Origin of the sequence: Rathayibacter sp. PhB152 (assembly GCF_003751395.1) — a bacterium.
Classification (GTDB): domain Bacteria; phylum Actinomycetota; class Actinomycetes; order Actinomycetales; family Microbacteriaceae; genus Rathayibacter; species Rathayibacter festucae.
In genome coordinates, this window is record NZ_RJUT01000003.1 from 152,767 (window position 1) to 171,782 (window position 19,016).

A 19,016-nucleotide genomic window follows, 5' to 3' on the forward strand; every position below is an offset into this window, starting at 1 on the left:
ACCCGCCGCCGTCAGCGCCGGGCGATCAGGTGATGGCCACCACCCGCACGTCCCACGCCCCCAGTCGCAGCGTCGTACCTTCGGCGAGGTCCTCGCCGGAGAGGATGTCCTGGGCGCTGCGGGGGAGGGTGAAGGTGCTCGGCTCCCAGGCCCAGTTGTGGATCACGTGGACGGTCTCGCCGTGCCGATTGAGCGCGGAGTGCACGGACTGGGTGGGTCCGCTCGGTCGCCAGGACGGGGTGCCGGCGCCGACGTCGACGGCCCAGTCCATCAGCGCGGCGGCGAGCTCCGGGTCGGGCACGGTGCCCACGTAGGTCACGCGGCCGGAGCCGTGGGCGCGGGTCGTGACCGCCGCCCACTGGCCGAAGTGCGGGTGGTCGTAGCGCAGGAGCACCTCGGCGTCGTCGACCTCGAGTCCGTCTGCCCAGCGTGTCGCCCGTGCGCCTTCGGGGAGTTCGGGGAAGCCGGTCTCCGCGGCTCCCGGTCCCCGGACGAGCGGGAGGGGCGTCTGCAGACTGCTGAACTCGTCGTACCAGACGCCTGCTGCGTCGGTGAGGTGCGCGGGCTTGCGCTCGAGGCGCGCGCGCTGCTCCTGGTCCTCGTAGCCGGTGCGGATGCCGACGACGAGGTGTCCGCCGGCGGCGGCGTACCGCTCCAGCCACTGCAGCTGAGCGTTGTCGGCGATCGTGAACGCCGCCGCCACGAGCACGGCGTGCTCGGCCGCGTACGCTTCCGGGGTGGTCTCGGCGAGCTGGTGGGCGTGCACGATGCCGCTCTGCAGGCCGGCGTCGAAGGTCCCGCGCGCGAACGCGTCGACGACGGTGTGGTACGAGCGCCGGTCCGGTGTCGTCCCGATGCCCAGCGACGGCTCGCCGTTCTGCGCCCACTTGCTCTCGGTCGACCAGAGGATCTCGACATCGGTGTGCGGGGTGAGCTCGGTGACGCGGTCCCCTGCCGTCCTGAACTCCGCGCCGAGCGCTGCGAGCTCCCGGTAGACGCGGCCGGGCTCCTGGCTGTGGGGGAGGACCCCGCCCCAGTAGGTCTCGGTGCCGCAGTGCAGCGTGTGCCAGTGCCAGTACTCGATCATGGTTGCGCCGCGCGCGACCAGCGCCCAGGCCGCCTGACGGTACTGCCCCCGGAAGGCGGGCTCGTTCACCCAGGAGGGGCCGATCGCCTGCGGGTTGGTCTCGGTGACGAGGAACGGTGCCTGCTTCGTGCCGTGCATCCGGTCGGCGGAGTGCATCAGCGCCCACGCGCCGGAGCTGATCCACGACTGCTCGGGCTGCTCGAGGGCGGGCAGCGCGAGAGCGTCCTGCATGCGGTAGTAGGGGTTGCCGGCGGTGACGTCCATGTCGGCGCCGAGATCCTCCTCGGCGGCGGCCGGGCGGTCGTAGGAGATGCAGGTGGTGACGAACTGGTCCTCCCGCGCGTACTCGCGCACCACGTCCGCCTGCCAGGAGAGGAAGCCGGTGGTGATCCGTCCCTGGAAGCGGCGCCAGGCGAGCTCGTACTGCGGCTGGTGGTTCAGGTCCGGACGCCACAGATCGGCCCAGGTGGTGAGCAGGTGCGACCAGTAGGTGAGGCCCCACTCCTCGTTGAGCTTCTCGACGGTGCCGTAGGTGTGCCGCAGATGGTCGACGAAGCGCTGGAAGACCTGGTCGTTCAGGATGATGTGCGCTCCGGGCTCGTTGTCGACCTGGTAGCCGATGACCGCGGGGTGATCGACGTAGCGGGCGATGATCCTCCGGATGAGGCGCTCGGCGTGGAAGAGGAAGGCGGGGTGGAGGTGGTTGATCTCCTGCCGCATCCCCCAGCCCATCCGCCTGCCGGTCTCGAGCTCGATGTTGATCTCGGGCGCCTCCCGCGCGAGCCACATCGGGATCGCGTAGGTGGGCGTGCCGAGGATCACCCCGATGCCGTGGGCGTGGGCGGCGTCGAGGACGGGCTGGAGCCAGTCGAGGTCGAAGACCCCGTTCTCGGGCTCCCACGTCGACCAGACGGACTCGCCCACCCGGATGACGGTGAAGCCGGCCTCCTGCATGAGTCGCATGTCCTCCTCGAGCCGCGGGGAGGGCTGGTACTCGTGGTAGTACGCCGCGCCGAACAGGACGGAGTCGGTGAGGTGCTGCATGGGGTCCTTTCGAGGAGTGGTGCAGGGTGCGGAGTGGTGAGGGGCGGGGCGGCTAGGTTGGGCGGATGGAGCAGACCGAGCGCGCCCGCACGCGGGGCCCCTACGCGAAGACCGCTCAGCGTCGGCAGGAGATCATCGACGCCGCGACCACCGTGTTCGCGGCCCGGGGCTACCACGGCGGCTCCCTCCGCGACATCGCGCGGGAGCTCGACCTCAGTCTGACGAGCATCGTGCACCACTTCGGATCGAAGTACCTCCTGCTCGAAGCGGTGCTGGAGCGGGCGAACGAGACAGGGCTCGCCTCGTTCGAGAGCGATTGCCGGGAGCGCGGTCTCGTCATCACCTCGATGCGCCTCGTCCGGTTCAACCTGGAGCGACCGGAGCTGCTGCGCATCCTCGCGATGCTCGCCGCCGAGGCGTCGTCGAAGGACCACCCGGCGCACCAGTGGTTCGTCGACCGGTACCGGACGACGATCGACGCGTACGTCCGCGCGCTGCGCATCGACCAGGACCGGGGCCGGATCGACGCCGCGCACGACGTCGAGCGACTCGCCGAGATCGTGACCGCGGCCTGGGACGGACTGCAGCTGCAGTGGCTGATCGATCCGACGCGCGACATGGAGGGGGCGATGGGGGACCTCTTCGCCCGACTGCTCCCGGAGGCGCCGACCGAGGGCTGACGAGGGCAGGACCGCCGCGGCCGGCGGCCCGACCGCGGCGGAGAGTTCTCACGAGGCGGCGGCTAGTACGTGTACAGCCGCACCCGCACTACCCCGGTGCTCGTCGACATCAGGGGGATGGGGAAGCTCTTCGGCGCCGCCGGGGTCAGCGGCGGCAGCCGCACGGCGTGTCCGGAGGCGGTCTCGTCGCCGTTCCACCGCCGCGAGACGACCGTCTCGCCGGAGGCTTCTCGCCGCAGTTCGTCCGCGGACAGGATGCCGGCCGTGACGCCGTCCCGGTCGGCGACGGAGAACGACAGCGTGAATCCTCGGCCGACCGCGATGAGGCGTCCGTCGGACTCGTGGATCAGCATCCCGTACGCCGGCCACGCCGGTTCGAAGAGACCGAACCGGTCCTTGCTCGTCACCGTCACCACGTACGACCCCAGCGTGAAGGACGCCTCGTGCCGTTCCTCGGTCAGCAGGAACGCCCAGGTCTCGTTCGACGGCGACTCGTCGCGCAGCGAGACCGCATGCGCGAGGAGTGCGTAGCCGTCGGCGAGGGACGGCTCGTCGGCCCCGTCCCGCTCGATCGAGTCGACGCCGAAGGGCGAGACCCCGATCGCCCCGTGCTCGCCGAGCGCGAGGAACATGTGGCCCACGCCGAGGGCCGACCTGCGCATCTCCGGTATCAGGAGGTGACCGCCCGCCGATGCGAAGGCGCGGAAGATCCCGTCCGCGTCGCCGAAGTAGTAGTCGGGCGCGAGGATGTCGACGGTGGGCGCGAGCGAGCGCCAGATCGACGCGACTCGCGGCAGCGGACCTCCGCTGGGGAAGGAGCCCGGAACGGCCCCGCCGGCGAACGCGACGTCCGAGTCGTCCTCCGCGGAGTCGTCGGGCACCGGCGCGCCTTCGGCCGGCACCGGCGTCAGCGAGTCCTCGACGGAGTTGTCCAGCCAGGCGTTGACGAAGAGCGGGACGTCGTGCTCCTGCCGGCCGGCCGCCGCGACCGTCTCGATGTAGCCCGCGTAGGCGTGCGCCATGAAGGCCTCGTGGGCCTGCAGGGTGTCGCCGAAGAGCTCGGCCCACGAGCCCTGGGAGGGCGAGCCTCGGTCCAGCCAGTCGGCGTGAACAGGGGTTCCGGGGGCATCGGCGATCGCCGCCACGACGGAAACCGGCACCGCCGACTCCCACGCGGCGTCGGCGAGCGGGCTGCAATCCCGCGAGTCTCCGAGTAGTCCGACCTCGTTCTCGACCTGGACCATGACGACCGTGCCCCGGGTGTCCGCCGTGGCCAGGCAGGCCATCAGCTGAGCGAAGGCATGGGCGTCCGCGGATCTCGACTGCAGGCAGAAGGGGGAGAGGTGCTCGAGGCGGCCTCTCGTCGACTCGGCGCGAGTGAAGCGCGCGCCGTCCTGTTTGACCCAGGCCGGCACGTAGCTGGACTGGCCGTTCTTCCAGGATCCGAACCAGAGGGGGATCAGCCGCAGGTCGTGCGCGGATGCCGCCTCGAGCATGGCGAGCACGAGCGTGGTGTCGAAGACGTTCTCCTCCGGCTCGAACAGGTCCCAGGCGACGGGAGCGAGGACGGTGTTCGCGCCGAGCTCCCGCACCCGCGCGAACGACCGGCTGATCGCCTCCGACGTGCTCGAGCTCGAGTTGTGGATCTCGGCGCCGAGGACAGTGAAGGGCTTCCCCTCCACCTCGAGACCGGTGGCGGTCACCCGCGGGCGGTGAGCTGATGTGTCTGTCATGCGGATGTCCTGATCTCTCCGGTGGGCACGCTGCGGGCTACTTCGGCTGGATGTTCCACAGCGACGGGTAGGAGTTGCCCGCCTGGACCTCCACCGTGGTGGCGGCGTCGGTCACGAAGATCGACTGCGGCCGGTACCAGGGCGCGAACCAGGCCTGGTTGACGACGTACGTGTTGAGCTCCTGGAGAGCGGTGTCGTAGTCGTCCCCCGACGCCGTCCGGATCGTCTCGATCAGCGCGTCGGCGGCGGGGTCGTCGTACTTGAACGGGTTCCAGGCGGCGTCCGGAGCGAGCTGGAAGTTGATGAGCGCCCAGTCGGGGTCCTGCTGGAGGCGCATCCACGAGGCCGAGTACTTCGCGGCGAGGAGGTCGGCGACGAAGTTGTTCCCCGTGTCCGTGTTCTGCACGGTGATGCCGACGTCCTTCAGCTGCTGCTCGATCAGCGTCCACAGCGAGGTTCCGAGTGCGGCGGTCGACGGCATCGAGATGGTCAGACCGTCCGAGTAGCCGGCCTCGGCGAGGAGCTCCTTCGCCTTCGCGGGGTCGTAGGGGTAGGCGTCCTCGAGCTCCGGGACGAAGCCGGCGGAGTTCTCGGGGAAGACCTGCGACGTGACGGTGCCGCGGCCCTGCCCGACGGTCTTCAGCAGCGCCTCCTTGTCGAAGGCGTAGTTGATGGCCTGACGCACGCGGACATCGGCGAGTGCGGGCGTCTGCGCGCCGGCGCGATCGAACAGGATGAGACCGGTCCAGTCGAGCTCGAGGGTGTTCAGAGTGAACCCCGCGGCCTCGATCTCGGGGAGCGTCTTGTCGTCGAGGGTCTGGCTGGCGTTGACCTGCCCGCCCTTGATCGCGCTCAGCAGGGCGATCGGATCCGTGTACACGTTCAAGTGCAGGGTGTCGTAGTGCACCGACTCCGGGTCCCAGTAGTCCGGGTTCTTCGTGAACACGTAGCTCGAGCCGACCACGGTCGCGGCGTCGTCGAGGACGTACGGGCCCGAGCCGACGGGCTTCGTCTGCGCATCGGCCGCGTCGAAGGCGGACGGGCTCTCGACGAGCCCGGCGTTCTGGGTGAGGTAGCCGAGCAGTGCGGGATCCGGCTGGCTGAGGGTCACGTCGAGGGTGGTGTCGTCGACGGCGGAGACGTCCTGCACGGAGCTCAGGCGGGAGCTGTTCGGGGAGGTCCCGTCGCGGAAGCGGAGGAGGTTCTGCCCGACGACCTCGGCGGTCATCGCGGTGCCGTCGGTGAACGTGACGTCGTCTCGCAGGGTGAGCGTCAGCGTGGTGTTGTCCTCGTTGTAGCTCCACGCGGTCGCGAGGCCCGGGATGACCGTTCCGTCGGGCTCGGCCCGGAGGACGGTGTCGTAGACGGCCTGCAGGTACGGCGTCTCGTTCGCCCAGGAGGCGTCCGCCGCCGCGAAGGTGGTCGCCGGGCCGAGCAGGCCCAGGGTCAGCGTCGAGGAGCCGCCGGCGGACGAGTCGGCTCCGTCCGCGCACGCGGTGAGTCCTGCCACGAGCGTGCCGACTGTGAGCGCCGCCACTGCGGCTCTTTTCCACGGGAACATCGTTGATCCTTTTCGGCTCTGTCGATCCCTCACGGATCGATCGGGCCGACAGTACCACGAACATGGTTCACCTGTTCGGTTTTCACCTCTTGTCGGCCGCTGATCAAAGACAAGCAAAATGGCGATCGAAGGTATCGAACGGAACGCCGTGGAGCAGAGGCGCCGACGAGGATCAACGCACGAATTGCATCGACCAGCCGATAGCCGTGAAGATCGACGCAACCAACGACGGATACGCAGAGGTCGAGGGACGAACTGACATGACGTCGAATATCGGCACTTGATGGAAGGCGTACCGGCGGCGGCGGTGTCAGTCGGTCGGCTCGCCGCGATGAAGCCGGCTCTGACGTCGACTGCTCGGTCTTCCTCCGTCGGCCGGGGTTCGTGAGTGCAGGTGGCGACGGCCACCGCGGATGAGAATCCCACCGTCCGCCGGTGCGGCACGTCGCCGCGGAGCCGGTCGTCGACGAGCGCGAGGGAGACCCGAGCTGCCCAGAGAGGGACGGCTCCATCGCGCCCTTCTTCAGCTCGATCACGACGGATCGGAGCTGACGGACGTGGAAGAAGAGCAGATCGATGGAGAAGTCCGACCCGTCGACCTCCTGCTCATCACGCTCGTCGATGAGGACTCGGACGTGGCCCACGGCGAAGGTGCCACAGGCTGTGGCACATCTCGGAGGCCCGCCTTCCCGGCCGCGGAGGACCGCACGGAGAGCGGATTCCTGCTCGATGACCCTGTGCCTCTCGGGCTAGGGACTGGATCCGTCCCCACCGCCGGCGATGTCCGCGGTCAGCAGCGCGACCTGCGCGGCGGCCTCCGCGTGCGTCATCGGGCGGCCGGGGACGCCGGGCCGCGTCTGCCACGGCAGCGGACCGTCGGCGCGGCGGTACTCGACCCCGAGGGCGTCGAGCCGGGCCAGGTGGTGCGCCAGCCGGGCCTCGAAGTCCGCCGTGTCGCGGTGCCCGCCCGACCAGAGCGCCTCCGCCAGCGCGCAGAGCCGCGGGAAGGCGAGGTAGTCGAGGGTGCGCGGGGAGTCGGCGTGCTCGGTCCAGAGGTTCCCCTGCCCGCCGAGGACGTGCCGGGCCTGCTCGGGGGTCAGCTCGGGCGGGACCGGGTCGAAGGCGAGGACGTCGGCGACCGTCGTGACGGTGGACACCGGGATCGGCTCCGCCGCCGCCTCGGACTGCCGGTGGTCGAGGTAGGCGGTGTCCTCGGGGCAGGCGATCACGTCGTGGCCGGCCCGGGCCGCCGCCACCGCCCCCACCCGTCCCCGCCAGGACAGCACCGTCGCGCCGGGTGCGAGGCCGCCCTCGAGGATCTCGTCCCAGCCGAGCAGGCGGCGCCCGTGGCGGGCGAGGTGGGCGCCGATGCGCCCGACGAACCAGCTCTGCAGCGCGTTCTCGTCCGGGATCCCCAGCTCGCGCATCCGCTCCTGCGTGCGGGCGTCGGCCGCCCACTGGTCCTTCGGGCACTCGTCGCCGCCGATGTGGACGTACGGGGAGGGGAACAGCTCGATCACCTCGTCGAGCACGTCCTCGAGGAACTCGATCGTGCTCTCCTCGACGTTGAGGACGTTCGAGCTGACGCCCCACTCCGTCCAGGTCTCGAGCGGCGTGCCCCGCACCCCCAGCTCCGGGTAGGCGGCGAGGGCGGCCTGCGCGTGGCCGGGCAGCTCGATCTCGGGGACGACGGTGACGCCCCGCGCCGCGGCGTAGGCGACGATCTCGCGGATGTCGTCCCGGCGGTAGTACCCGCCGTGCGGCCGGTCGTCCTGCCCCGCGGTCGGGCCGGCGCCCACCTGCGACCGCCGCCGCCAGGCGCCCGCCTCGGTGAGCCGCGGGTAGCGCGGGATCTCCAGGCGCCAGCCCTGATCGTCGGTGAGGTGCAGGTGCAGCACGGTCAGGCGGTGCAGGGCCAGCAGGTCGATGAGGCGCAGCACCTCACGGACGGGCAGGAAGTGCCGGGCGACGTCGAGCAGCATCCCGCGCCAGGCGAAGCGCGGCTCGTCCTCGATCGTCACGGCCGGCACCGCCCAGCGGATCCCGGGCAGGGGAGCGGACCGGTGGATCGCCGGCGGCAGCAGCTGGAGCAGCGTCTGCACGCCGTGCAGCGCGCCCGCCGCGCCCGCCGCGGTGAGGACGACCGAGCGGTCGTCGACGCGGAGGCGGTAGCCCTCCGGCGGGAGCGCCGGGTCGAGCGCGAGCCGGATGCCGGCCGTCGCCTCGTCGCCGCGCTCGAGGGCGGATCCGGTCGCCCGGCCGACCGCGGTGCGGAGCAGCCGCGCGGCGCCTTCGAGGGCCTCCGGGTAGGCGATCCGGGTGCTCGCGGAGAGCACGAATTCGCCGGTCTCCGGGCGAAGCGAGCGGGGTCGGGGGAGGAGCAGGGGCACGGCGGTCTCCGTTCTGCGCGGGGGATGCGACTCTTCGCGCCTGTCAGTGAAGCCTCGTTGACAGGGGTTCGCAAGGGTTCTTTACTAACTCCGTCGCAACTGGCGCAGGATCCCGGATCGCGCCGCGGCACCCCTACGGAGGAGAGAACTGTGGTCTGGAAGAACCTGGTCGGAAAGAGCGCGTCGGTGCGGCGCCGGGCGGTCGCCCTCGGTGCCCTCGGGGTGGCGGGCGTGCTCCTGCTCACCTCCTGCACGCCGAGCGACGGCGGGCCGGACGGGTCGCGCGAGGAGGGCCGGACGCTCACCGTCTGGACGATGGACGGCGACTACTCGCCCGAGACCCTCGCCGCCGTCGACGAGCGCTTCACGAAGGCCACCGGGGCGGAGGTCGACGTGCAGGTGCAGACCTGGGAGGGCATCGCCACGAAGGTCTCGACGGCGCTCGCGACCGACTCCCCGCCGGACGTCCTCGACATCGGCAACACCCAGGTCGCCGGCTACGCCGCGAACGGCGGGCTCCTCGACCTGACGGAGCACCGGGACGAGTTCGCGCAGGGGCAGACCTGGCTCGACGGCCTCGTCGACCCGGCGACGTTCGACGGGCACCTCTTCGCCGTCCCGGGCTTCGCGGGCGCGCGGGCCGTCGTCTACAGCAAGAAGCTCTGGGCCGAGGCGGGCGTGATGACCCTCCCCACCAGCTATCAGGAGCTCACCGCCGCGCTCGACAAGGTGAAGGCGGCGCACGCCGGCACCCCCGACTTCTCGGCCTTCTACCTCCCGGGGCAGTACTGGTACGCCGGGCTGCAGTTCGTCTGGGACGCGGGCGGCCGGATCGCGATGCAGGACGGCGACACCTGGTGGTCCGCGCTCAGCACGAGCGCCTCGCGGTCCGGTCTCGAGGCGTTCAAGGAGTTCCAGAACGCCTACTCCAGCGCCTCGTCGGCGACGCTGAACACCCTCGACCCCGACCAGAACCAGATCTTCGCCGACGGGAAGACCTCCGCGATCCTGACCACCGGCGTCGCCGGTGTCCTGAGGGCGAACCCGGAGCTGTCGGAGGACGAGCTCGGGACCTTCCCGATGCCGGGCGTCGACGGCGGCACGCAGCCGGTGGTGCTCGGCGGCTCGAACTGGGCGGTCGCCGCCAAGTCGCGGAACGCCGACCTCGCCCGGCAGTGGATCGCCGTCGCCACGAGCCCCGAGGTGCAGCGCGACTTCGTCCACGGCGTGGACGGCTGGATCCCGAACAGCCGGGAGGGGATCGAGGCGACGCAGTCCGACCTGAGCGAGATCGAGCGCGCGTTCTTCACCGCCGCGCTGACCTCGGAGTCGGTTCCGGCCAACCCCAACTGGGCCGCGATCGAGAGCAACCGGGAGATCGAGTCGCTGTTCTCCTCGATCGCCTCGGGCGCGAAGAGCGTGCAGGAGGCGTCGGAGGAGTTCGACGCCGCCGCCGACGACACGCTCAACGGCCACTAGGCCGGCCGGGCGATCGCGCGATGTCCACCGCCCCGGCCGCCGCCCCCGCCACCGCCCCACCCCACCCGGCGACGGCGGTCCGCCGCGCCCGGCGCCGCTCCTCGCTCGCCCCGCTGCTGCTGCTCTCCCCGGCCGGGCTGGTGCTCGCGGGCGTGACGATCGCCCCGATCGTGTTCCTCGTCCTCACCTCCTTCACCGACTACGACCAGCGCAGCCTGTTCACCGGTGCCTACGACGTGGTTGGGCTCGCGCAGTACGCCGACATCCTCGGCGACCCGGAGTTCTGGCTCGCGCTGGTGCGCACCCTCGTCTTCACGAGCGCTCTCGTCGCGGGCAGCGTGCTGATCGGCGCGGGGATGTCGCATCTGCTGACCCGGCTGCCGGCGGCCCTGCGCCTGCTCACGACCGTGGTGCTGATCCTCGCCTGGGCGATGCCGAACGTCGCCTCCTCGCTGATCTGGCGGTGGCTCTTCCAGCCGCAGTACGGCGTCGTCAACTGGCTGCTCACCCGGACGGGACTGGTCGGCGATCTGACCAGCACGAACTGGGCCGCCGACCCGCGGCTCGCCTGGGTCTGCATCTGGCTCCTCGTCGTCTGGCAGGCCGTGCCCTTCCTCGCCCTCACCCTGCACGCCGCCGAGACGCAGGTGCCGATCGAGCGCAAGGAGGCCGCGCGGCTGGACGGCGCCTCCGAGCTCGCGGTCTACCGGGTCGTCGTGCTCCCCGCACTCCGGCCGACCCTGCTGCTCGTGACGATGCTCTCGGTGATCTGGGACTTCAACGTCTTCAACCAGATCTGGCTCGTCTCGGCCGGCGGGCCCGACGGCGCCACGTCCACGCTCGGCGTCTTCACCTTCACGACGGCGTTCTCGGGCGGCGCCCGCATCGGCACCGGCTCCGCCATCGCCGTGGCGTCGACGCTGATCCTGCTCGCCCTGAGCGCGGTCTACATCCGGACCCTCGTCCGCTCAGGAGAGGAGCTCTGACCGTGACCGCGACCTCGACCTCGACCTCGATCCGGCGCCGGCTGCGGCGCTACCCGTGGATCAGCTCGGCGATCGCGGTGCTGTTCTGCCTGCTCTGGCTCTTCCCCGTCTACTGGATGGTCAACACGGCCTTCAAGCCGCAGTCCGAGATGCTCAGCTCCACCCCGCACTTCCTCCCCGAGTCGCCGACCCTGGACAACTTCGTCCGGGCGCTCACCCAGGGCGACTTCCTGCGCCACCTGCAGAACTCGGTCGTGGTGGTGGGCGCCGCGGTCGTCTTCGCGATGGTGCTCGGGCTGTTCGCGGCGGCGGCGCTGGCGCGGTTCCGCTTCCGGGGCCGGCGGGCGATCCTGGTCCTGCTCCTCGTCGTGCAGATGCTCCCGGCGACGGCGCTGCTCCTGCCGCAGTTCCTGCTCCTGAACGCGGTCGACCTGATCGGGACCTCCGCGGGTCTCGCCCTCGCCTACGTGGCGGGCGTGCTGCCGTTCTCGATCTGGGTGATGCGCGGGTTCTTCCTCGCGCTCCCCGTCGAGCTCGACGAGGCGGCGCGCCTGGACGGCGCCTCGACCTGGCAGCTGCTCACCCGCGTCCTCTTCCCGCTGGTGATGCCCGGGATCGTCTCGAGCAGCGTCTTCGCCTTCATCGCCGGCTGGAACGACTACATCGTCGCCTACACGTTCCTGAAGGATCAGGCCCGCTACACGCTCCCGGTCTGGCTCGCGTCCTTCAGCACCGCGTCGGGCGGGCAGGTGGGGACGGACTACGGCGGGCAGATGGCCGGGGCCGTGCTCTTCTCGCTCCCGGTGGTCGTGTTCTTCCTGATCATCCAGCGTAATCTCGTGTCCGGGATGTCGGCCGGCGCCGTCAAGGGCTGAGCCGGTCACGGGCTGAGATGAAGGACCATGGGCCAGCTGCGCGTCACCGAGAAGGCACTGCCGTCGCACAACCGCCGGCACAACCGCTCGCTCGTCCTCCAGCGCCTCTTCCACGACGGTGAGATGAGCAGGGCGGATCTCGCCCGGATCAGCGGGCTCACCGCGGTCACGATCTCCGATCTGGTCGGCGAGCTGCACTCGGAGGGGCTGCTGCTCGACCTCGGCCCCCGCGTCGACGCCCGGGTGGGCAAGCCCGCGCTGGTGATCGCCTTCGACCACGGGGCGCGGAGCATCGTCGGCCTCGACCTCTCGGCGGAGGCCGAGTGCACCGGAGCCCTGGTCAGCCTGCGCGGCGAGATCCGGGAGCACCGCCGGCTCGCCCGCGACGGCGCGTCCGGGGCGGACGCGGTCGAGCTCGCCCTGGGCCTCGCGGCCGAGCTGATCGCCTCGTCCCAGGCGCCGGTCCTCGGGATCGGGATCGGCTCACCGGGGGTCGTCGACCACGGCGGCGTCGTGCGCGAGGCCCCCAACCTCGGCTGGCGGGGCCTCGATCTGCGGAGCGTCTTCGCCGAGCGGTTCGGCCTGCCCGTGCACGTCGCGAACGACGCCAACACCGCCGCCCTGGCCGTGCACACCTTCCACCGCGGCGGCGGAGCGAACCTGCTGCTCGTGCTGCTCGGCGACGGCGTCGGGGCCGGACTGATCATCGGCGGTTCCCTCGTCGAGGGCGATCAGTTCACCGGCGGCGAGATCGGCCACGTCGTCATCGACGAGGACGGCGAGCAGTGCTCGTGCGGGCGGCGGGGCTGCCTCGAGTCCGCGGTGTCCGTCGCGCACCTCGGTCCGCGGCTCGCAGCGGCCTCGGCTCCGGAGCAGGAGCGGCTGCTGCGCCGGGCCGGCCGGTCGCTCGGGATCGCGCTGGCGCCGATCGTCGCCGTGCTCGGGATCGACGCGGTCGTCCTCGCCGGTCCGGAGCGCTTCGTCGAGGGGGTCCTGCTCGAGGAGGCGCGCGCGACCATCGCCCGCCGCACCCTGCCCGCCGTCACCCGCGAGCTGCGGATGGAGTCCCGAACGGACCCGGGCGAGCTCGTCCTGCAGGGCGCCGCCGCGCTCGTCCTCAGCCACGAGCTCGGCATCTCCTAGCGGCCGCCCCGCCGGTCCTCGGCCGTCGTCGCACCGGGCGCCGAGGACGACGACCTCCTCCGACTCCTCAGAAGTCGTCGTACTCGAGCGCCGAGTACGACAACTCTTGGAGAGTGGCGGAGGGTCGCCGGTGCGGTGCGCGGGTCAGTCGCGTGCGCGGCGGGTCTGCTTCGCGTTCGCGCGCTGCAGGGCGTCGACGAGCTCGGCTTTCGTCATGCGCGAGCGGCCGGAGACGTCGAGGCGCTTCGCGAGGTCGAGCAGGTGCGCCTTGGTGGCGTTCGCGTCGACTCCGCCGGCCGTGTCGCCGCCGCCGTCGGGGCCGCGCTGGGCGGCGCGGTCGTCGGAGGGGCCGCTCTCGGCCTTGCGCTCCCAGTGGTCGCCGACCTTCTCGTACTCGTGCTTCAGCGCGGCGAAGGCGGTGCGGTGCGCGCGCTCACCCTCGCCGTAGCTGTCGACGGCCGAGTCGTGCGCGGCCGACCACAGCTTCTGCGCGTGCTCGTCCGACCGCTCGATCGTCGACGGGATCTCCTCCTTGGCGGGCATGCTGCCTCCCTCTCGTCCCTCCGACGCTACCCCCGCCGTCCCCCTCCGCGAGATGCCACTTGTGCACGCCTTTCACGGCGTGTCGCGCTCATAAGTGGCATCTCGCGGAAGGAAGCAAGGGGGTCAGCCGAGGAGGCGGTCCTGGACGAAGGCGCTGGCGAAGCGGTCGGTGGGGTCCCAGGCGGAGCGGAGGGTGCGCCACTCGTCGAGGTGCGGGTAGAGCGGGGCGATGTCGGCGGCGGTCGCGAGGAAGTGCTTGCCCCAGTGCGGGCGGGCGCCGAGCGGGAGCAGCGCGCCCTCGACGGCGGGCAGCACGGCGTCGACGCCGGCGCGGTCCTTCTTGAAGGTGAAGTGGATGCCGACGCTGTCGCGACCGGAGGCGGGGGAGAGCCACTGGTCGTCGCCGGCCATGGTGCGCAGCTCGGTGATCAGCAGGACCTCGTCGATCCGCTCGCCGATCGCGCGCAGGGCGACGAGGGCCTCGCGGATGTTCTCGCGCGGCACCATGTACTCGCTCTGGATCTCGTCGCCGGCGCTCGGCTCGCGGTCGAGGCGGAAGTGCGGCAGGCGCTCCGACCAGGGTCCGACGGAGCCGCCGAACGGGTTGAGGTTCGAGTCGACGCCCTCGGAGACGGCGAACAGCGAGGCGGAGGCGGCGACCGCACCGAGGTGGGTCGCGTCGACGTCGGCGACCGAGCCCTGCTCGACCTTGGTCTTCAGCCAGAGCTGCTCCACGGTGGGGCTCGACCAGTGCGTCATCAGGCTCACGCTGTAGGCGGAGGAGGTGATCGCGTCGAACTCGTCGAGCACGCGGTCCCAGGGCAGGTCGACGAAGGCGTCCTGGCGGACGTCGAAGGTCGGCTGGATGTCGAGGGTCACGCGGGTGACGACGCCGAAGGCGCCGAGGCCGACGACGACGCCCTCGAAGCCGGGCTCGCCGCGGCGGATCGTGCGCAGCGAGCCGTCGGCCGTGACCAGCTCGAGCGCCGAGACGGCGGAGGAGAGGTTGGCGTTGCGGTCGCCCGAGCCGTGGGTGCCGGTCGAGATCGCGCCGGCCACCGAGATGTGCGGGAGCGAGCCCATGTTGTGCAGGGCGTAGCCGTTGCTGTGCAGGTGCGAGGCGACGATGCCGTAGCGGGTGGCGCCGCCGACGGTGACGGTGCTCGCGTCGGCGTCGATCACCGGATCGGGGGCGATGCGGCCGAGGTGCAGCAGCGCCCCCGGGGTGTCGGGGAGGGCGTTGAAGGAGTGGCGGGTGCCGAGCGCGCGGACCCGCTCGTTCCCGCGGACGAGGTTCTGCACCTCGTCGATCGACTCCGGCTCGAGGATGTCGGCGGCGCGGTACTCGTAGGTGCCCGCCCAGTTGCTCCGTTGCGTCATGGCTCCATTCTGCCGGGCCCGCCGCCGGTTTGTTGCCGTCTCCAACGAATTGGCGGCGAGCGCTCGGCGGCGAGCCTGCAGCGGCGCTCAGTACTCGATGCGTCCGTGGCGGTCGTGGAACTCGCCGGTCGGGCCGTCCGGGCCGAGCAGGGCGAGCGCGACGGTCGCGTCGGTGCCCTCGGTGACGGTCTGGTGCCCGCCGTGGCCGTTGAAGTCGGTCGCGGTGTAGCCGGGGTCGCTCGCGTTGATCCGGAACTCGGGCAGGTTCTTCGCGTACTGCACGGTCAGGGTGATCACCGCGGCCTTCGAGGCGGCGTAGGGGATCGCGGGCACGCCGAACTCGTCGCGGCCGGGCGTGACCAGGGCGCGCGGCCAGCCGACTCCGGAGGAGACGTTGACGACGACGGGCGCGGCCGAGCGGCGCAGCAGCGGCAGTGCGGCCTGGGTGACCCGGACGACGCCGACGACGTTCGTCTCGAGGACGCTCGCCATCGCCTCCGCCGAGAGGTCGTCGACGCCGAAGGAGGTGCCGAGGATCCCGGCGTTGTTGACCAGGACGTCGAGGGCGGGGAGCGAGGCGAGGGCGGCGTCGACGCTCGCCTGGTCGGTCACGTCGAGCTGGACGACCTGCGCGCCGAGCGCCCGGGCGGCGTCGCCGTTGGCGGGGTCGCGCATGCCGGCGTAGACGGTGTGGCCGGCCTCGAGCAGGCGGCGGGCGGTCTCGAGGCCGAGGCTCTTGTTGGCCCCGGTGATCAGTGTCGTTGTCATGGCTCCATGCTCCGCCCCGGCACTCCTGGCGCCCAGGCCCCGGTCGACGGGAGGACCAGCAGTACCAGGACCGCTCCGCCCCCGCGGGGGATCATGGGGGCATGAGCGAATTCGCGGACGTCCTCCGCTCCTGGCGCGAGCGCGTGACGCCCGCCGAGGTGGGGCTGCCGGCCGGCCCGAGCCGCCGGACCGCCGGCCTGCGCCGCGAGGAGCTCGCCGCGCTGGCCGGCGTGAGCGTCGACTACATCGTGCGGCTCGAGCAGGGCCGGGCCGTGCATCCCTCGGCGCAGCTGCTCGGCGCGCTGGCCTGCGCGCTGCGGGTGACGGAGGCGGAGCGCGACCACCTCTACCGGGTCGCGGGCGTCGCTCCGCCGACCGCGACGCAGGTGCCGCAGCACATCACCCCGGGCGTGCAGCGGATCGTCGACCGCTGCGGCGACGTGCCGCTCGCCGTCTTCAGTGCGGCGCACGACATCCTGCTCTGGAACCCGCTCTGGGCGGCGCTGAACGGCGACCCCTCGCGGCACACGGGCCTCGACCGCAACCTGGTCTGGCGCTACTTCACGCAGGGGCACGAGGGCACCGAGTTCGACGACCAGCACGCCGAGGACTTCGCGAACGACCTGGCGGCGGATCTGCGCGCGGCGGTGGGTCGCTACCCGGACGACGCGGCGCTCGCGCACCTGGTGGCGCGGTTGCGCGCGACCTCGCCGGACTTCGAGCGGCGCTGGGCCGCGGCCCGGGTCGCCGAGCACCGCTCCAGCCGGAAGACCGTGACCTCGACGCCGGTCGGGCCGATCACCATCGACTGCGACGTGCTCGCGGTGCCGGGTGGCGACCTGCGGATCGTGATCTACACGGCGACGCCCGGCTCGACCGATCAGACACGGCTCGACCTGCTCCGGGTCACGGGGCTGCAGGAGCTCGTGGCGCACTGACCGCGTCGGCCGATCGGTCGGCGGGCGCGCTCGCGCCGAGCCGGTGCCGGCGCTCGATCGCCTGGCCCGCGTAGCCCGCGGCGACGATCAGCGCGGCGCCGACCGCTCCGAGCGGGCCGATCGCCTCGCCCGCGACGACGACGCCGACGAGCAGCGCCCAGACCGGCTCGGTGCCCATCAGGATGCTGGCGCGCGCCGCCGAGGTGCGCCGGACCGCCCAGAGCTGGACCACGAAGGCGAAGACGGAGCAGAGCAGCCCGAGGAAGAGGACGCCGGCCCAGCCGCCGACGTCCAGCGCCCGGGCGGCGGCGGGAAGGTCCGGCCCGGCGAGCAGCGAGAAGACGGCGGCGCAGACGACCAGCTGCACCAGGACCACGCCGAGCGAGCCCTCCGTGCGCCCGCGGACGAGCCGCGCGCTGGCCGTGACGTGCACGGCGCGCACCACTGCCGCCGCGAGCACGAGCGCGTCGCCCCAGGTCGGGGTGCGCAGACCGCCGCCGGAGACGAGCAGGGCCACCCCGACGACGGCCGCGACGGCGGTGATGAAGAAGGAGCGCGGCAGCCAGGAGCGCGATGCGAGGCCCTCGAGTGCGGGGGTGAGCACCAGGGTGAGGCTGATCAGCAGACCCGCGTTGGTCGCCGAGGTGAGGTGGACGCCCCAGGTCTCGAGTCCGATGATCGCGGCCTGCGAGGCGCCGAGGAGGGCGGCGACGGCGAGCCCCCGACCGCGGGGGAGGCGCTCGCGCCGGGCGAGGCAGAGCAGGGCGAGCGCGGCGGCGGCGGTGAGGAAGCGCAGCGCGACGGTCGACGGGACGCCGATGTCGGCGGCGACGTCCTTCGCGGCGACGAAGCTCGCGCCCCAGACGGCGGCGACGGCGAGCAGCAGCAGGTCGACGGCGAGGTCGGGGCGGGAGCGGAGGGGCACGGGGACAGCGTCGCAGGCGGGAAGCGGAAGAGCGACCGGCTGCTCCTTCACCGACGATGAAGCAAGCACTTCCCGGTTAGGCTCGCGCCCATGGATCCCGCCCGCCTCCGACTGCTCCGCGAGCTCGGCGACCGCGGGAGCGTGGCCGCCGTCGCCGCGGCGCTCGGGGTGAGCCCCTCCGCGGTCTCGCAGCAGCTCGCCGCGCTGCAGGCCGGCGTCCCGGTGCCGCTCACGGTGAAGGAGGGGCGGCGGCTCGTGCTCACCGAGGCGGGCGAGGCGCTCGCGGTCGCGGGGACGCGGGTGGAGGAGGCGCTCGCCGAGGCGGCGGACACCATCGGCTCGTTCCTCCGGCACGACGATCGCGCGGTGCGGGTGTCGGCGTTCCACAGCGCGGGGCTCGCCTTCTTCGGCCCGCTGCTCGCGGAGCTCGCCGACGGCCCGCGGGTGGCGCTCGCCGATGCGGACGTCGCGCAGAGCCGCTTCGCCGGGCTGACCGCCGACCACGACCTCGTCGTCGCGCACCGGCTGCCGCAGGATCCGGAGTGGTCGCGGGCCCGGCTGGTCGTCACCCCGCTCCTCGTCGAGCCGCTCGACATCGCGCTGCCGGCCGCGCATCCGCTCGCCGCGCAGTCGAGCATCCGGCCCGAGCAGCTCGCCGACGAGCAGTGGGTCTCGACCCACGAGGGCTTCCCGCTCACGGGCGTGCTCGAGCACCTCGGCGCGCTGATCGGCCGCGCCCCGCGGGTCGCGCACCGGATCAACGAGTTCTCCGTCGCCGCGCAGGTCGTCCGCTCCGGCGCCGCGATCGCGATCCTGCCCCGGATCACCGCGGCTCCGCTCGCCGTCGACGGCATGGTCCTCCGCCCGCTCGAGGGCGCCGGCCTCGTCCGCCACGTCGACGTCCTCGCCCGCCCGGACGCGCTGGCCCGCACCGCGGTCCGCACCGTGCTGGCGGCGCTGCGCCGCGTCGCGGCCGGCTGACGGCTCCACGTCCGGCGCCGGTGGATCTCGATACGCCCGCTCCGCGGGCTACTCGATCAGCAGAGAGGCGCTCGAACGGTGGGGAGCGCTCGGGCGCTGCAGAACATCAGCTGAGATGGGGAGGCCTCCGCTGTCAGGGGAGGGACCCTGCTCTCAGCTGATGTTGTGCGCAACCCAGCCGGTCGAGGAGCCCCGCAGGGGCGTGGCGCGCCCGCCGTCACCACAGAGTGGGTCTGCAGGCCGCAGGTCTGCCGACGGTGGATCTCGATACGCCCGCTGCGCGGGCTACTCGATCAACATGGACGCCCGGCCTTCCGCGCGGGCGACTCGGTCGGCAGGAACGGGCAGCCGTTTCATGCTGGTCGAGTAGCCCCGCAGGGGAGTATCGAGACCCGGCGTCGTCAGCGGGGTGGTCTGCAGGCTGCTCGTCTGGAGCCGGCGGATCTCGATGCGCCCGCTGCGCGGGCTGCTCGATCAGCAGGAAGGGGTCGCCCGCCGCGCAC

At 72.2% G+C, this 19,016-nt stretch carries 16 protein-coding genes; 8 read left to right on the forward strand and 8 right to left on the reverse strand.

Going from position 1 to position 19,016, the window contains the following annotated elements:
- Window positions 1-25: 25 nt before the first annotated feature.
- Entirely contained in the window at window positions 26-2,131 is a 2,106-nt protein-coding gene (locus EDF36_RS07655) for a beta-galactosidase (RefSeq protein ID WP_123732553.1), read from the reverse strand.
- A gap of 65 nt (window positions 2,132-2,196) precedes the next feature.
- Here EDF36_RS07655 and EDF36_RS07660 point away from each other — a divergent pair, with 65 nt between their 5' ends.
- Entirely contained in the window at window positions 2,197-2,811 is a 615-nt protein-coding gene (locus EDF36_RS07660; protein WP_123732554.1) for a TetR/AcrR family transcriptional regulator, read from the forward strand.
- Between the two features lie 62 nt (window positions 2,812-2,873).
- Here the strand turns inward: EDF36_RS07660 and EDF36_RS07665 are convergent, their stop codons facing one another.
- The gene (locus EDF36_RS07665; RefSeq protein ID WP_123732555.1) at window positions 2,874-4,544 is read right to left on the reverse strand and encodes a DUF5597 domain-containing protein; all 1,671 of its coding nucleotides are present in this window, start codon (window positions 4,542-4,544) and stop codon (window positions 2,874-2,876) included.
- A gap of 37 nt (window positions 4,545-4,581) precedes the next feature.
- Window positions 4,582-6,081 carry an ABC transporter substrate-binding protein gene (locus EDF36_RS07670; RefSeq protein ID WP_260300658.1) on the reverse strand — a complete coding sequence of 500 codons (1,500 nt, stop codon included), beginning with the start codon at window positions 6,079-6,081 and terminating at the stop codon, window positions 4,582-4,584.
- An 86-nt stretch (window positions 6,082-6,167) separates the two neighbouring features.
- Between EDF36_RS07670 and EDF36_RS21580 the strand changes: the two genes are divergently transcribed.
- Window positions 6,168-6,389, forward strand: a complete 222-nt coding sequence (locus EDF36_RS21580; RefSeq protein ID WP_221181621.1) for a hypothetical protein — start codon at window positions 6,168-6,170, stop codon at window positions 6,387-6,389.
- Window positions 6,390-6,854: 465 nt separating this feature from the next.
- On the opposite strand, the gene EDF36_RS07680 is transcribed toward EDF36_RS21580, so the two are convergent.
- The gene (locus tag EDF36_RS07680; RefSeq protein ID WP_123732556.1) at window positions 6,855-8,495 is read right to left on the reverse strand and encodes a beta-N-acetylhexosaminidase; all 1,641 of its coding nucleotides are present in this window, start codon (window positions 8,493-8,495) and stop codon (window positions 6,855-6,857) included.
- Between the two features lie 150 nt (window positions 8,496-8,645).
- On the opposite strand from EDF36_RS07680, the gene EDF36_RS07685 reads away from it, so the two are divergent.
- From EDF36_RS07685 to EDF36_RS07700, 4 genes are read left to right on the forward strand one after another with little or no spacing between them, the layout of a single operon-like run.
- The gene (locus EDF36_RS07685; RefSeq protein WP_221181622.1) at window positions 8,646-9,974 is read left to right on the forward strand and encodes an extracellular solute-binding protein; all 1,329 of its coding nucleotides are present in this window, start codon (window positions 8,646-8,648) and stop codon (window positions 9,972-9,974) included.
- Window positions 9,975-9,994: 20 nt separating this feature from the next.
- Complete coding sequence (locus EDF36_RS07690; protein WP_123732558.1) at window positions 9,995-10,960, forward strand: carbohydrate ABC transporter permease; 966 nt, start codon at window positions 9,995-9,997, stop codon at window positions 10,958-10,960.
- 2 nt (window positions 10,961-10,962) lie between these two features.
- A complete protein-coding gene (locus tag EDF36_RS07695; RefSeq protein ID WP_221181623.1) occupies window positions 10,963-11,835 on the forward strand; it encodes a carbohydrate ABC transporter permease in 873 nt (290 codons plus the stop codon).
- Between the two features lie 27 nt (window positions 11,836-11,862).
- Complete coding sequence (locus EDF36_RS07700) at window positions 11,863-12,978, forward strand: ROK family transcriptional regulator (RefSeq protein ID WP_123732559.1); 1,116 nt, start codon at window positions 11,863-11,865, stop codon at window positions 12,976-12,978.
- A gap of 144 nt (window positions 12,979-13,122) precedes the next feature.
- Here EDF36_RS07700 and EDF36_RS07705 read toward each other — a convergent pair whose 3' ends face one another.
- From EDF36_RS07705 to EDF36_RS07715, 3 genes are all read right to left on the reverse strand, one after another.
- Window positions 13,123-13,521, reverse strand: a complete 399-nt coding sequence (locus EDF36_RS07705) for a ChaB family protein (protein WP_123732560.1) — start codon at window positions 13,519-13,521, stop codon at window positions 13,123-13,125.
- Window positions 13,522-13,644: 123 nt separating this feature from the next.
- On the reverse strand, window positions 13,645-14,901 hold the full coding sequence (locus tag EDF36_RS07710) for a D-arabinono-1,4-lactone oxidase (protein WP_123732561.1): 1,257 nt from the start codon (window positions 14,899-14,901) through the stop codon (window positions 13,645-13,647).
- 87 nt (window positions 14,902-14,988) lie between these two features.
- The gene (locus EDF36_RS07715) at window positions 14,989-15,669 is read right to left on the reverse strand and encodes an SDR family NAD(P)-dependent oxidoreductase (protein ID WP_123732562.1); all 681 of its coding nucleotides are present in this window, start codon (window positions 15,667-15,669) and stop codon (window positions 14,989-14,991) included.
- A 101-nt stretch (window positions 15,670-15,770) separates the two neighbouring features.
- Between EDF36_RS07715 and EDF36_RS07720 the strand changes: the two genes are divergently transcribed.
- A complete protein-coding gene (locus tag EDF36_RS07720) occupies window positions 15,771-16,607 on the forward strand; it encodes a helix-turn-helix transcriptional regulator (protein ID WP_123732563.1) in 837 nt (278 codons plus the stop codon).
- Here the strand turns inward: EDF36_RS07720 and EDF36_RS07725 are convergent.
- A complete protein-coding gene (locus tag EDF36_RS07725; RefSeq protein ID WP_123732861.1) occupies window positions 16,576-17,532 on the reverse strand; it encodes a DMT family transporter in 957 nt (318 codons plus the stop codon). The genes EDF36_RS07720 and EDF36_RS07725 overlap by 32 nt on opposite strands.
- Before the next feature lie 90 nt (window positions 17,533-17,622).
- Here EDF36_RS07725 and EDF36_RS07730 point away from each other — a divergent pair, with 90 nt between their 5' ends.
- The gene (locus EDF36_RS07730; RefSeq protein WP_123732564.1) at window positions 17,623-18,513 is read left to right on the forward strand and encodes a LysR family transcriptional regulator; all 891 of its coding nucleotides are present in this window, start codon (window positions 17,623-17,625) and stop codon (window positions 18,511-18,513) included.
- Window positions 18,514-19,016 lie beyond the last annotated feature (503 nt).